Consider the following 13898-nt stretch of genomic DNA (forward strand, 5'->3'; position numbering starts at 1 on the left):
GCGTTGCAGGCAAGAAGTTTACAAAGAAGCGATTATATGCCCTTTCTGCAAGTTTGGTATTATGGCATGGCTCGAGGGAGGAGTGGATGAAAACGGAGAACCGATAAAAAATAAGTCTAAGTAAAAAATGGAGAAAAAATTATGCTTGATAAAATACCTGATGCAGAGGAAATGACGGCGTTGGTAGGACGATCCTTATATGATGTATGGAATAAACTATGCGCTTTAATTGACGAAAAGTATGAAATGGAACGGTTATGGAATCAAGGTGGAAAGGCATGGACCTATGAGTATAAATATCGTCGAGGTGGTAAAACGCTTTGTACGTTATATGCCAGAGAAAATTGTATAGGATTTATGATTATCTTTGGAAAAGACGAGAGAGCAAAATTTGAAACAGAACGTAATGATTATTCTCAACAAGTCCAGAAAATCTATGATGAAGCTAAAACCTATCGAGATGGTAAATGGGTAATGTATGAACCGACCGATACATCAATGTTTCAAGATTTTATTAAATTACTAGGTATTAAAAGAAAGCCAAATAAAAAATAACAGCTATCATCCTGCGGTTGCAACCCTCTGTTGCGTAGTTGCAACCGTATTTTGGTTGTGTGCTATCGATAAAAACCGTATACTGATAGCGAAAAGGAGGACGCAGATATGACCTTTGGAGAAAAAATACAAAAGCTGCGGAAAGAAGCCGGGCTGTCACAGGAAGAACTATCCTACCAGCTAGGAGTATCCAGACAGGCTATCAGCAAATGGGAACGTGACAATGGCTATCCAGAAACAGAAAAGATTGTTCGCATGAGTAAAATTTTTAATGTGACACTTGACTACTTATTGAATGAGGATAGTATACAGACACCGGAAATTGTTGCGGAACAAGGAATCTATGTAAGCCGGGAAATGGCAGAGGGCTTCCTTTTGTATCAGAAACGAAAATTTCTTAAAATCGCGGTTGCCGTAGGTATGATGGTTGGAAGCCTTGCGCTCTCGTTTATGTTTTCAGATATTTCCATGCTCCTGTTTATGCTGATACTGATTATAGGAATTATACTCTTGTTCTCTGTCAAATTAACAGATAATCCCTATAGAAAACTCTGGAAGGAACCGTTGTTGTTTGATAAGCTTGTAAAAGCAGAACTTAATACAACATACGCGGAGAAAAAGAAATTCCTGCAACTATTTAACTTACTCGGAATTGCCTTGATCGCATTAGGCTTTTTGTTTTTTCCGTTAATTGTTCCAGCAGAATTGATCTTCGCAGATACAGTTGCTCTCGCTACGGGAATGATTATTGCGGGAATCGGAACATTTTTATGCATCTATATGTCGGGGATTGTTCGAGCTTACCGATTGCTTATTATGAATGAAACTTATCAGCAGAAAAGAAAATGAGGGCATTATGAAAAAAATATGGATTATATTAGCGTTAATACTGACACTTCTTTGTGGCTGTCAAGCCGACGAAAATACAAATGCTTTTGATTATGGGGATGATATTTCAAAAGCGCAGGAAATAGCTGTTATCTCTCCCAATACATCGGAAGTTATTGAGACAATTACTTCCAAAGAAGGTATTGAGAATTTTGTTCACTCTCTGGATTTTGAGCAGTGGAAATTGACATCGTTACCAGATGAAGCTATAGAAATCGGTTCTTTTGGGTTAGCGCAAGAAGAGACGATCAAATTGGGACAAACGGATACGGATGGAACTTTCTCTGATATTGCGACGATTACCTTATATGAGAATTCCTATATCAGATTTGAGGTTAGTGATTTGGTCATGGATTTTGAAGTGAGTGAGGGTACTGCTGATTATTTGAGTGGATATTTTGAATAACATTGGTTGGAATGACAGCAGGTGTCGCCAGAGAAAAGGAAAAACGTGATTTGGCATTCCATTTTTTTCGAACATCTTTTCTATTACAGAACGTATTCCGGAAGTTTTCTCAAAAAATATTTGCGGATAAGGCTTTGTTTCTGACAGGTCAATCGTATGGCGGTTTGACGTTTGTGGATGGCAGGACAAATCTTGTGAAACAGACGCTACACATTTTAAGGAAGAATATATTTTTTATTGTACGCGAATGCTATTTATAGTAAAATATAATCGGTTTCAAAAAATGAAAAAAAATAAAGTTTTGAAAGTAAGAGGGCTATATGAAAATCATTTCCAGGCCATATTATATGGAGCGCCTTTTTAATTTAAAAGACACTCCTGATATTAAAATCATTACGGGAGTAAGGCGCTGCGGAAAATCAAGACTTCTTGCCGCGTTTATTGAAAAAGTTAAACTTGATAAGGATGCAAATATCATATTCATTGACTTTATGGATTTGAAATATGAAACACTGAAGGAATACCATGCTTTCTATGACTACGTAGAGAGTAAATATGAAAGTGGGAAGAAAAATTATCTTTTTGTGGATGAAGTACAGATGTGCAGCGGCTTTGAACTTGCAATCAACAGTCTGCATGCAAAAGAAAAATATGATATTTATATTACCGGCTCAAATGCTTTTTTGTTGAGCGCGGATCTTGCAACACTGTTTACAGGAAGATATATGGAGATCCATGTGTTTCCCTTTAGCTTTAAAGAGTATTGCGCGTATTACGACACAGAAAAAGATGTGGATAAGCTGTTTGATGATTATGTGCTGCAGGGAGGATTGTCCGGATCGTATCTCTATAAAAATACGCAGAATAGGATGGGGTATATAAGAGAAGTTTATGATACGATTCTCCATCGCGATTTGATACAGAAATATAATTTACCTGATACGGTTGTCCTTGATATGCTCTCAGAGTATCTGATGGATAATATCAGTAATCTAACTTCGCCTAACAGAATCAGCAATACGTTGCAGTCGAATCAAGTTGCCACAAATCATGTGACGATAGGAAAGTATATAAAGTACCTTTGTAGTGCATTTCTGTTTTATGATATCAGAAGATATGATATACGCGGGAAGAAATATCTCCAGACATCGGAGAAATATTATCTCTGTGATACCGGTTTGAGACAGGCAGTTTTGGGAACACGGAATATGGATTACGGCCGGGTATATGAGAATATCATATGTCTTGAACTTTTGAGAAGAGGCTACGAAGTATATGTTGGTAAATTGTACAAAAAAGAAATAGACTTTGTTGCAAAAAAAAGGAATGAGTTACTGTATATTCAGGTCAGCGATGATATCAGCAGCGAAAAAACCTTTCAAAGAGAGTATGAACCTTTGCTGAGTATTAAGGACGCATACCCGAAAATGATTCTTGCCAGAACAAAGCATGAGACATACACATATGAGGGGATTCTTATAAAAGATATTTCTCGATGGTTATTTGGCAATGAAAATTTGTAATTCTTAATAAAAGATTGACATAATTTCAGTTCATACGTATAATAATAACAAGAGAAGTATCATCGTAGATGATGACGAGTGACGGTTCCGACTCGTCGGTAAACAAAAAATAACCGAGCGATGATGACGAGTGACGGTTCCGACTCGTCGGTAAACAAAAAATAACCGAGCGATGATATATCTACGAGAGGAATTATTCCTCTCGTTTGTTTTTTGTAGGAGCTTTTATAATGGATGCGGATAAGTTTGATTACCAGGTGTATAAATTATCAAAATCTTTTTTTGCTCAATTTATTGGCAAGAAAGATTCAGAAATTTTATTAAAGGAACAAAGACCATATAATTGCCTTTTGATTGAAACAAAATGGGAATACTTTATATGTATTCCATATAGAACTGAAATAAGACATCAGGAAGCATATCTGTTTAAGCATACAAAGCGTTCCAAATCCCATTGCTCAGGGCTTGACTACAGTAAAATGATAATATTAGAGGATCTGTCATATATAGATTCCAGCCCTGCCATTGTTGACCCCGATGAGTTTACAGAAACAAGGAAAAATATAAATAAAATTGTGAAACAAGCCAATGCGTATTTAGATACATATATAAATCATTGTAATGGTAAAAAGGTATTACCGGAAGCTACATTTAGAAGAAAATATAGATATTCTACACTTAAAAATTTCCATGATATATTGGGTATAAAGTAGAAAAGGAATTAATTGGGGATAGAATAGGGGATGAATGAAATGAAAAGGACTGAAAACAAATTCTTACAGATATCCCTGGAAGGTGTCCAATTTTTAAAATTTCCTCCATTTGGACACGTTTTTTGAGGAAGCCCGGCTGGAAGAGGGAAGATTTTTTCGCCAAACAGCCCGTAATCGCCTCAAACAGGCAGAAAAAACAGGTGATTAAATATACAGACACCAAAAAACGTGTCCAAAATCGAAGTGATTTGCAAATTGGACAATTTTTGAAGGAATGACGGAGAGACCTGTATGCGTTAAGTTTTAATCCGTTATAATGATGGAAATATTGAGTCGCAGAAAAGGAGATAGAGCAATGGCGTTTGATTACAAGAAAGAATACAAGGAATTTTATATGCCGAAAAATAAGCCGTCTATCGTCACAGTGCCGGATATGAACTTTATAGCGGTGAGAGGCCAGGGCGATCCGAATGCGGAGGATGGTGAGTACAAGCAGTCCATCGGGCTTTTGTATGGCATTGCCTTTACCATCAAGATGAGTAAAAAAGGCGATCATCGGATTGAAGGGTATTTTGATTATGTGGTGCCGCCGCTGGAGGGCTTTTGGTGGCAGGAAGGGACAGAGGGCATCGACTATGCGCATAAGGAAAGACTTCAGTGGATCTCGGTCATTCGGCTGCCCGATTTTGTCACAAAGGAAGATTTTGACTGGGCGGTTGAAGAAGCCACAAGGAAAAAGAAAACGGATTATTCAAAGGTGGAGTTTTTCACTTATGACGAGGGCTTGTGTGTACAGTCCATGCACATCGGCCCATACGACGATGAACCCAAGACGGTTGCGCGCATGCACGAGTTTATGGAACAGGAAGGGTACGCGCTGGATATTACCGATCAGCGCATGCACCATGAAATCTATCTTTCCGATGCAAGAAGGGTGGCGCCCGAGAAACGGAAAACCGTGATCCGGCATCCGATAAGGAAGGTGTGAGGGGAATCAAATGGAAATCAGACGAATTCGTCCAGGCGACAGCCGAATGGACATCAGCAGGATCTATGAAGAAAGCTGGAAAAGCGCGTATAAGGGAATTGTCCCGCAGACCTATCTGGATTCGATACCAAAAGGGCGCTGGGCGCCGTATTTGGATCAGCCGGATTGGCATACGCTGATCTGCATCGAAGGAGGCCATATTATTGGAACAACAAGTTTCTGCAAGTCCCGGTTTGAACAGTTTGCATCATGGGGAGAGATTATATCCCTCTACCTTCTGCCCCAATATGTAGGCAGGGGATATGGCAAAGCCCTGCTGAAAGCCGCGATTCGTGAATTGAAAGAAATGGGGTTTCACGATGTTTTCCTGTGGGTGTTGGAGGAAAACCATCGTGCGCGACTGTTTTATGAGAAAATGGGATTCTTGTTTTCCGGCAATTTTATGGAGGATTCGATTGGTGGAAAAACTTTGCGGGAAGTGCGGTATACGTATTCTCCGGATCTCTCTGGCAGTGCGGAAAGCGAACTTTGCCGTCAGGAGGTATGAAAAAGTCGGATTTAAGGCAATGGAAGAAACCGCGCAGAAATGTATTATGGTGCGTAAATTATGAAGGGGAGCGGCAGGCACTTTCGAAATGGGCAAGGTCTGTTCGCTCCGGATTCCACAATTAGGAACGTTGTGATGTGTTTCGCCGGCGGCGCGCTGTTTCGTATGGGACTCGGCGCAATCAGCAGCAAGGTGTTGCAGAAAACAAGTCTGGGATACAAGATATAGAGATAGAAGAATGAAAAGGACTCCCGCAAACCAAGAGGCATAAAAATAGCGATTTTGCGGTAAAATAAAAGAATAAAAACAGCGATTTTGTAGAGGGAGTCAATCTATGTTTAAAAGGAAAAATTTTTGATGAAGTTCAGTTGTGTCCGCTTGCTCGTCAGGCGATAAAATCTCTTGTTAAAGATTCACAGATATGATTATATAGAGACGGGTTCCCTGATTTCCATTAAACGGAATGTAAAAGATATACTGATTCCCAGCGAAGAACGTAAAATAGAAAGGACCCGTCGGAATTATGAAATCGACTTCCTGCTGGCGAGAAGAAACAAAATCTGTCCAATTGAAGTCAAATCATCCGGATACAAAACACACTCATCGCTGGATGCTTTTTCGCAAAAGTTTTCCGATCGGATCCTTCATAAATATCTGGTTTATACAAAGGAGCTGGGAAAAGACGAGGATATCATTTGTCTGCCAATCTACATGGTTCCCTTTTTATAATCAAAAAATGAGTCAGAAGGCCAGGTGGCTTTCTGGCTTTTTTTCAGCGGAATACGGAGTGGAAACAGGTTCCCGCAAACGGGCAGAAGCCTATTTGCGGGAATTGCCGTCTTTGTCAGAATTTTTTTCCGGATCCGCTTTGTCCAGGCAGGCGAAGAGAAAGGTCTTAACGGCTTTAGCCGCAAGAGCCCTGTTCTCCTCGGAAAGTTCGAAAAGCCAGTCGAGGAGTTGTGTCAGAGAAAACGCCGCCTGGATTTCCTCTTCGGAAAACGAAAGCAGAGAAAGGGGATTGACATCCAGTTTTTCCGCGATCAATTCCACTGTGGCGAGGGTGGGATTGCTCTTTCCCTTCAGGATGTCCTGCAAAGAGGATCGGGAAATGGAAAGTTCGTCTGCGAATTCAGTAAGAGAATGATTGCTGCGTTCAAAGATTGTCTTCATATTAACTGCAAAATTTTCGCGAAGATTCATAAACATTCCTCCATTACTATTTTATAGTAGATGGATCTAACCAAAAATGACAGGCTGAAATACTGGTATTTCGTACCGATATACTGGCCGCCAGACCTTTTACAAACGATAAGGAACACAGTATAATATTAGGAAAGGGACGCGAAAGGAATGAAATCATGATTCGGACTGTTTTATTTGATGTAGATAATACATTGTTGGATTTTAGCAAGGCAGAGAAAAACGCCCTGACAAAGACGTTACAGCAGTTAGGGATTGAGCCAGGGGAAACGATCCTGGAAAGATATAGTGAGTTGAATCTCGCGCAATGGAAGCTGCTGGAGCAGGGCAAGCTAAGCCGGGGCGAAGTGAAAGTCAGGAGATACCGCCTGCTGTTTGAGGAAATCGGCGCGGACTGCTCACCGGAAAAGGCGGCGCGGATTTATGAGAAACTTTTGGGAATCGGCCACTTTTTCATGGAAGGGGCGGAGGAACTGTTGGAGGAATTGTATCAAAAGTACAATTTATATCTGGTAACCAATGGCACGGCGGCGGTTCAGAGGAGCAGGCTTAAAAGCGCGGGCCTGAAAAAATATGTTCAGGGAATCTTTATTTCCGAAGAAATGGGAAGCAATAAACCGGCAAAAGAATATTTTGATCGCTGCTTTGAACAGATCCCCGGGTTTCGGAAAGAGGAAGCCGTGATCATCGGAGACAGCCTTACATCGGATATTCAAGGCGGGAAAAACGCGGGGATCCGGACGATCTGGTTTAACCCCGGCAGGCTGCCTAATGACAGCGGTCCGGCCGCGGATTACGAAATCGCGAGCCTTAGAGAAATAGGGCCGCTGCTGCGCGGGATATCGAAAGCGGAATAACTGCTTGGCAGAGTACAAAATTTCCGGTATAAAGACAGCATTTTCCGCATAAGGTAGAAAGCGGGAAGCATTGTGAAAGAGAAAGGGGGCAGGTTATGGGAAGCGCGCTGAAACTTGTGATCGCAGGTATCCTTTCCGTTACGGCCGCCGCGTCGTGGTTTGCTCCGGTAAGTGCTGCTCCAGCCCAGGGAGAGACCGTGTATTATAAAGCAGGATTTTCCTACGGGCCGGTTGACGCTTCTGTCCGATCGCGCATTGAAGGAAAGTCCTACCGAAAAAACAGTAATATCGCGCTGGATGAGCTTCGCTATGTGCGGGTTTTGTACTGTGGATTTGACGGGGAAACGAAGGCTGGAGAATTGATTGTCAATCAAGAAATCGCCGAAGATATAGTAGAAATTTTTTATGATCTTTATCAGCATCCGTATCCGATCCAGGAGATTTCTCTCATTGACAAATATGATGCTGACGATGAACGCTCCATGCGGGCTAACAATACATCGGCCTTTAATTATCGGCCCATTTCCGGGAGCAGTACCCTTTCCAAACACGCTTATGGTATGGCGATTGACATCAATCCGCGGATCAATCCATATGTGCGGGGCGCGGAAATACAGCCGGAAAATGGCAGCGCTTACACACAGAGGGATCCGCGAAAGTGTGAGGGAAAATACCGGGAGCAGATGATACAGAAAGGGGACTATGTTTATCGGCTTTTTCGGGAGCATGGCTTTACATGGGGAGGTGACTGGGCGTCTCTGAAAGACTACCAGCATTTTGAAAAATGAGGTATGGGACGGGAAACGGAACGCGGAGATGAAAGAACGCTAAATTTCTTCGGGTTTCCTGTAGATTTTTGGGGGACGAATCAAGAACGCTTTTCCCGAAAGGTATGGTACAATCAGGAAAAGAACGTTACCATGCGAACAGGGGGAGTGATTTATGGACAGGCTCAGCGGAGTGCTGATTAGCGCCATCTGTTTTTTGATGTGCTTTAGCGCGGCGATCGTCTATACGACCTGGTTCCGGGAAGGGCCCGGGCTTTCGGCGAGTAGTGTAGCGGAGATTGAAGAGGAAATGTCTCTCGCCGCGATTGCTATGAATACGCAAAAACAGGTGATTAACGGAGGCGGCAAAGATATGTGGATCCGCGTGGAAATTCAGATGCCGGATGTCGGGGCGGCGTCCGCCGGCGGAGTATCCGAAGAGCGCTGCGAATTGGTATCGGATACAATTGTGGAAAATCCCAGCCCCCAGGAGCGAAAACGAGGCGTCTGGGTGCCGGAAGACGATGGGTATTACTACTATAGCATTCCGGTCCATCCGGGCGAACAGTCCAGGCCGCTTTTCCATTCAGTACGGATCTCAGCGGGAGATTTGGGAGAAACAGCTGCCGTTAAAGATGTAGAAGCTTTGCAGAACCGGAAGAACGAAAAGGATCGGACCAAAAGTGTTCGGGTACGGGCGGAGGGGATTCAGGTGAACTGGATCAGCGGCGATGCGGGAAGCTGCCGGGAAGCGTATCGGCTGTTTGAGCTGTATCGGCCGGTTTGGAAGGAACGGGCGGAGTTTGTGTGAGAGAAATGGAGCAACTTGCGGTTGCTTAGGGGAAGCTTTTCCTCAGTATTGTGTATAAGGACGAAAGGGCTTTGGTGACTGGCTGTAAGAACAGCTTTTGTGGCCAAAGCTCTTTTTTTTCTGAGTGGGAACAAAAAGTTTGTTTTATCTAACTTGGGACTGTGTCGAAATTTGCCGAAAAAGATTGAATTTTGTTGGAACTGTTTGAAACTTAGAAACAATTAAGAGGGATAAAGAAGTTCACTTGCGGAATTTCAATGGTAACTTCCGATTGGTTTGATTGGACACATAAAATACGAAAAAATGTGTCCGGGGGAAGCGATTGAGGGAATGGACACAGAGTTTTGGTGAGAGAAGAGGTGGAAGAAAGCGAAGGTTGTAATGATGGTGTTACGGAGGCTGCGTGGTAAAGAAAAGTGTCTGGCATGTTTGTTATGCTCAAAACACCTGATTGGGTTATAAATGGTAACAATCAGGCGGTAAAATGTAACAAACAGATCGGTAAAGAGCGAAAATTTATAGTAAAATGGTAATGAGAATGTGATGAGTACTTGTGAGTTATATGTAAATGATATTTAAATTTGAAATTTACATCGTGTCGGAACGGAAAGGAGAAACGCAAATGATACTTAAGAAAAAATGGATAAGCCTGTTAATTGCAATGGCAATGCTGGCCACTGTTTTTGGCCCTTCCGGTATCAGTGTGGTGGCAGCGGCAAGCAGCAGTCAGCAGGAAACGGAGAACAACGACTATATTGGATCCGCGGATCCAATTTCAGTGGCGACTGGAAATACGTTGAATGGAACTTTGACAGAAGATGCGGATGAAGATGACTGGTTTAGGTTTACACTGACGAAAGGAAGCAAGATAACTGTCACTTCATTCGGGTATTCTCAGTCTACGGACCCACAAAATTCCAACGTATTTTATTATGAGATTTACAAATCGAAAGATTTAGAACATAGCATCGTAGATGAAACGATAGGTTATGACGAAAACAGAGGGTACAGTTACTGGTCCTGCAGCCACTATTTGTCGAAGGGTACTTATTATTTGGATGTTTCAGGACCGTACCATGAAAAATTAAATTACAAACTGCAATTTAAAACAGTTGAATGGGAAAATTTCACAGAGCCAAATGACTATATGGGTCAAGCAACACCAGTGACAAGCGGTAAGATTTATTACGGACTGATGGAAAGTGATACTTATGGTACAAATAGTAATGTTACTTATGATCAGGATTTCTTCCGTATAAAAACGAGCGCAAAGACCGATTACTACATGACGGTTCGCACCGTTGATTTTTCCAAGCCAATTAATTCCGGCGGTGCGGCTTTGTATGTCGATGCGTATAAAGGCAATGGAAAACCGCGGGAAGTTTTTCGTAATGCATATTACACAGGAAGTATTGATGATGGGATTACCATTGGCGAAAAAACGCGAAAGACTGTGCTTGTTCGAATCCCCGCCGGGACTACATTTTTTAAAGTAACCGCCAGCATCCGCGGGCAGTATCAAATCAGCTTTACCAAAAAGCCGAAGAAAATCTTAGGAATAAAGGCTTCCAAAAAAGGAGCGAAAAATATTAAGCTGAGATGGAAGAAGAGACGCGACATTACAGGTTATAAAATATATCGTTCCACCAAAAGAAAGAGCGGATATAAATGTATCAAAACAATCAAGAATCCAAAATGTAATTATTATATTGACAAGAAGAGAAAGAAAAAGGGAAGAAAGTATTATTATAAGGTGTGCTCCTATAAATCTGTAAATGGATATGCATGTAAGGGCACCTACTCAAAAATTGTATCAAAACGGCGATAGGAGGGTAATATGAAAAAGAGAGTCAGTATTCTAGTATCGCTGGTTATGCTATTCATAACATCTGTAATGCCTGTATATGCTCTGGCAGAAGAGTCCGAGCAACTTCCTTCAGAACGGAAATATTATTTTATAACACCTGTGAGTGGAGAATTTCAGAAAGATCCATATGCGGAAGACGATGATGTAGTCTATTATGCACAACTCAAAAAAGGTGATGTGATTGATCTGAAAATTGATAGTAATCAAGATCGCGATCAAACGATTCAGACAGAATGGAAATGGTATTCCAATGACCAATATAGCGACGAAAAAGTTGTTGAAATGTCTGAACCAACGGAAGAGGGTGTTCAGGTTAGAGGCCTTACAGATGGGATTGCCTATATTCATGCAAAAAATGAGAATGACAGAAGTGAAACGATGCAGATCGCTCTATATGTTGGCGATGCCTGCAGGTGTTATATAACGGATAACATAGATGAGTACAGCTATCTTCGCGAGATGAATGTAGGAGAGACAATTCAGTTGAATGTTTTAACTGTTCCAGAACGGATAGTGGATGAGAATAAATGGATTTGGAGTGTGGAAGAGGAGGTAATAGAGGATGAACAAAGCAGGGGAAAAGTAAGTTTTGTTGGGAATACAATAACCGCACTTAGTCGCGGAGATGTTTGTGTTTCTGTGGAGCATCCGGAGCTTACAGGTGAAAAAAGAGTTCTCTTTCATTTGCAAATTGGCTATGACAGCTATTGTTTAGGTGATGCCATATATACGATTGATGCAGAGACCAAAACAGCAAGACTGAACGACTGGACCTGGTATGAGGATCAAACATTGGAAATCCATGCGGAGATTCCATCGACTCTGACGATAACCTCTGAAGAATCCTACTTCGATGGTGTCTATACAGTAAACGAAATTGGAATAAGAGCACTCCGTGAACCCCAGATTAAAAGTGTGGTGATTCCAGACAGCGTTACCAAAATCGGGACCTGTGGGGTAGGGTATTCAGAAGGATATGAATATAACCCTGAGTTGGGTTACTATGAGGATGTTTATAGATTAACTCCCAATTTTATTATTTATGGATATTCAGATAACTCTGCAGCAGCAGAATATGCAGAAGAACACGGAATTAAATATGTGAAACTGGACCTGCCGCAGCCAGAAAAACCAGTAACCCCACAAAAGCCCGTGGAACCAGTCGCTAAAAAAGTTACGGAAATTACGGCAAAGAACTTCACCAAAACCTATGGCAACAAGCCATTCAGCCTGGAGGCAAAAGCGACCAGTGGCGGAAAGCTATCCTACAAATCCAGCGATACGAAAATTGCCACTGTAAGCAGCGACGGCCGCGTCACTCTCAAGGGACCGGGTAAAGCGATCATCACGATCACAGCGGCGGCGACCGCAAACTACAATACAGCAAGTAAGAACGTTACCGTCACGGTGAAGCCGAAGAAAACCGTGGGTCTGAAAGTGAAAAAAGGCAAGAACCGCATGACGGTCAGCTGGAAGCGGGATAAGAAAGCTACTGGCTACCAGATTACTTACGCCCAGAACAAAAAGTTCAAAAAAGGGAAGAAGAACATCACTATCAGTAAGAACAAGACTGTGAAGAGAACCATCAAAAAGTTGAAAGCAAGGAAAACTTATTATGTAAAAGTTCGGGCGTATAAGAAGGTTGGAAAGACAAAACTTTACGGGGGATACAGTGTAGTGAAGAGAGTAAAAGTACGGTAACCTGCATATAAACTCTTTCAATTTCAAGAGGTGCGACAGATGAACTACCAAAAAGTCAAAGCTCTGCTGGCGATCGTTTGTGTATTTACCTTGTTGTTCTACCCGGTTGAGACATTTGCATCAACTGCGATCGTAAATGCAAAGGACAAAAAATACAGTTACAAGGACATGCAGGCAGATCTGAACGCTTTCGTAAAGGAGTATCCGGAAATTGTTTCCCTGGAATCCTTGGGGAAAACGGCAGACAAGAGACAGATTTATTGCCTGCGCATGGGAAATCCAAAGGCCAAAAAACAGATCGTTGTGCAGGCGGGGATCCACGGAAGAGAATGGCTTAACTGTCAAATGTTGATGAAAATGCTAGAGCGGTATCTATCTTGTTACAAGACAGGAACATATAAAAAGAAAACTTATGAGGAGCTATTTAATGAGGTAGCGGTGTACGCAATCCCGATGGTTAATCCGGACGGAGTTATCATCAGTCAGTACGGGCCGGAAAAGATACGAAATAAAAAGTTGCGAAAGAAAATCAAAAGGATGGAACGCCAGGGCGGATACAGCAGATGGAAAGCCAATGCAAGAGGCGTGGATGTGAATCGGAATTTTCCGGCGAAATGGGGAAGGCAAAAAGAAGCTAGAAAGCCTTCCAGCGAGCGGTATCCGGGGAAAAAGGAAAAAAGTGAGAGAGAAACCAGAGCAGTATTGAAGCTTCTGAAGGGACTGCCAAATGTAAAGGCCTGTATCAATTGGCATTCACGGGGAGAACAAATCTACTGGGGCGCGAAAGGAAATAGTGGACTACGGAAAAAAGCCTGGAAACTGGCGAAGCTTGCAAGAAAGAATACGGGCTACCGATGTATTGATGAGAGCAAAAGCTATGGCGCAGGCGGCGATTTGGAACGGTATATAATTCAGACGATGAAGACACCATATGTCTGTATTGAGACAGGAAAAGAAGTTGCCCCGTTGAAACACAAGTCTTTTTCATCTATTTATAAAAAGAATAAGTTGATGCTCGAGAAGACTGTCGAATTGTATTTGTGAATAGAAATTATTTTCGAAGATTAGAAATCTA

General features: G+C 42.0%; 15 protein-coding genes. 14 read left to right on the plus strand and 1 reads right to left on the minus strand.

Annotation, left to right across the window (positions count from 1 at the left end):
• The first annotated feature begins 141 nt into the window (after positions 1-141).
• The 8 genes from H9L42_RS14120 (at position 142) to H9L42_RS14155 (ending at position 6349) form a co-directional block, all read left to right on the plus strand.
• Positions 142-555, plus strand: coding sequence for a DUF3788 domain-containing protein (locus tag H9L42_RS14120; protein ID WP_187304053.1), 414 nt, complete (start codon positions 142-144; stop codon positions 553-555).
• Between the two features lie 108 nt (positions 556-663).
• A complete protein-coding gene (locus H9L42_RS14125) occupies positions 664-1404 on the plus strand; it encodes a helix-turn-helix domain-containing protein (RefSeq protein ID WP_187304054.1) in 741 nt (246 codons plus the stop codon).
• Between the two features lie 7 nt (positions 1405-1411).
• The gene (locus tag H9L42_RS14130) at positions 1412-1849 is read left to right on the plus strand and encodes a hypothetical protein (RefSeq protein ID WP_187304055.1); all 438 of its coding nucleotides are present in this window, start codon (positions 1412-1414) and stop codon (positions 1847-1849) included.
• Between the two features lie 320 nt (positions 1850-2169).
• Positions 2170-3372 carry an ATP-binding protein gene (locus H9L42_RS14135; protein WP_187304056.1) on the plus strand — a complete coding sequence of 401 codons (1203 nt, stop codon included), beginning with the start codon at positions 2170-2172 and terminating at the stop codon, positions 3370-3372.
• Positions 3373-3602: 230 nt separating this feature from the next.
• Positions 3603-4085, plus strand: coding sequence for a type III toxin-antitoxin system TenpIN family toxin (gene tenpIN, locus H9L42_RS14140; RefSeq protein ID WP_187304057.1), 483 nt, complete (start codon positions 3603-3605; stop codon positions 4083-4085).
• A gap of 355 nt (positions 4086-4440) precedes the next feature.
• Positions 4441-5073, plus strand: a complete 633-nt coding sequence (locus H9L42_RS14145) for a GyrI-like domain-containing protein (protein ID WP_187304058.1) — start codon at positions 4441-4443, stop codon at positions 5071-5073.
• A gap of 10 nt (positions 5074-5083) precedes the next feature.
• Entirely contained in the window at positions 5084-5620 is a 537-nt protein-coding gene (locus H9L42_RS14150) for a GNAT family N-acetyltransferase (RefSeq protein WP_187304059.1), read from the plus strand.
• Positions 5621-6022: 402 nt separating this feature from the next.
• A complete protein-coding gene (locus tag H9L42_RS14155; protein WP_243235803.1) occupies positions 6023-6349 on the plus strand; it encodes a DUF4143 domain-containing protein in 327 nt (108 codons plus the stop codon).
• Positions 6350-6439: 90 nt separating this feature from the next.
• Here H9L42_RS14155 and H9L42_RS14160 read toward each other — a convergent pair whose 3' ends face one another.
• Positions 6440-6820 (minus strand): helix-turn-helix domain-containing protein, encoded by a 381-nt coding sequence (locus H9L42_RS14160; protein WP_187304060.1) that lies wholly within the window; start codon positions 6818-6820, stop codon positions 6440-6442.
• A gap of 158 nt (positions 6821-6978) precedes the next feature.
• On the opposite strand from H9L42_RS14160, the gene H9L42_RS14165 reads away from it, so the two are divergent.
• The 6 genes from H9L42_RS14165 to H9L42_RS14190 all read left to right on the plus strand — a co-directional run bounded on the left by H9L42_RS14165 (position 6979) and on the right by H9L42_RS14190 (position 13867).
• Complete coding sequence (locus tag H9L42_RS14165; protein ID WP_187304061.1) at positions 6979-7677, plus strand: YjjG family noncanonical pyrimidine nucleotidase; 699 nt, start codon at positions 6979-6981, stop codon at positions 7675-7677.
• 95 nt (positions 7678-7772) lie between these two features.
• Entirely contained in the window at positions 7773-8465 is a 693-nt protein-coding gene (locus tag H9L42_RS14170; protein ID WP_187304062.1) for a M15 family metallopeptidase, read from the plus strand.
• Between the two features lie 154 nt (positions 8466-8619).
• On the plus strand, positions 8620-9255 hold the full coding sequence (locus H9L42_RS14175; protein WP_187304063.1) for a hypothetical protein: 636 nt from the start codon (positions 8620-8622) through the stop codon (positions 9253-9255).
• A 622-nt stretch (positions 9256-9877) separates the two neighbouring features.
• On the plus strand, positions 9878-11083 hold the full coding sequence (locus H9L42_RS14180) for a hypothetical protein (RefSeq protein WP_187304064.1): 1206 nt from the start codon (positions 9878-9880) through the stop codon (positions 11081-11083).
• Positions 11084-11092: 9 nt separating this feature from the next.
• On the plus strand, positions 11093-12823 hold the full coding sequence (locus H9L42_RS14185; RefSeq protein WP_187304065.1) for a fibronectin type III domain-containing protein: 1731 nt from the start codon (positions 11093-11095) through the stop codon (positions 12821-12823).
• 39 nt (positions 12824-12862) lie between these two features.
• Positions 12863-13867, plus strand: a complete 1005-nt coding sequence (locus H9L42_RS14190; protein WP_187304066.1) for a M14 family zinc carboxypeptidase — start codon at positions 12863-12865, stop codon at positions 13865-13867.
• Positions 13868-13898: the final 31 nt, after the last annotated feature.

Source organism: Zhenpiania hominis, from assembly GCF_014333425.1.
Lineage (GTDB): Bacteria > Bacillota > Clostridia > Peptostreptococcales > Anaerovoracaceae > Hominibacterium > Hominibacterium hominis.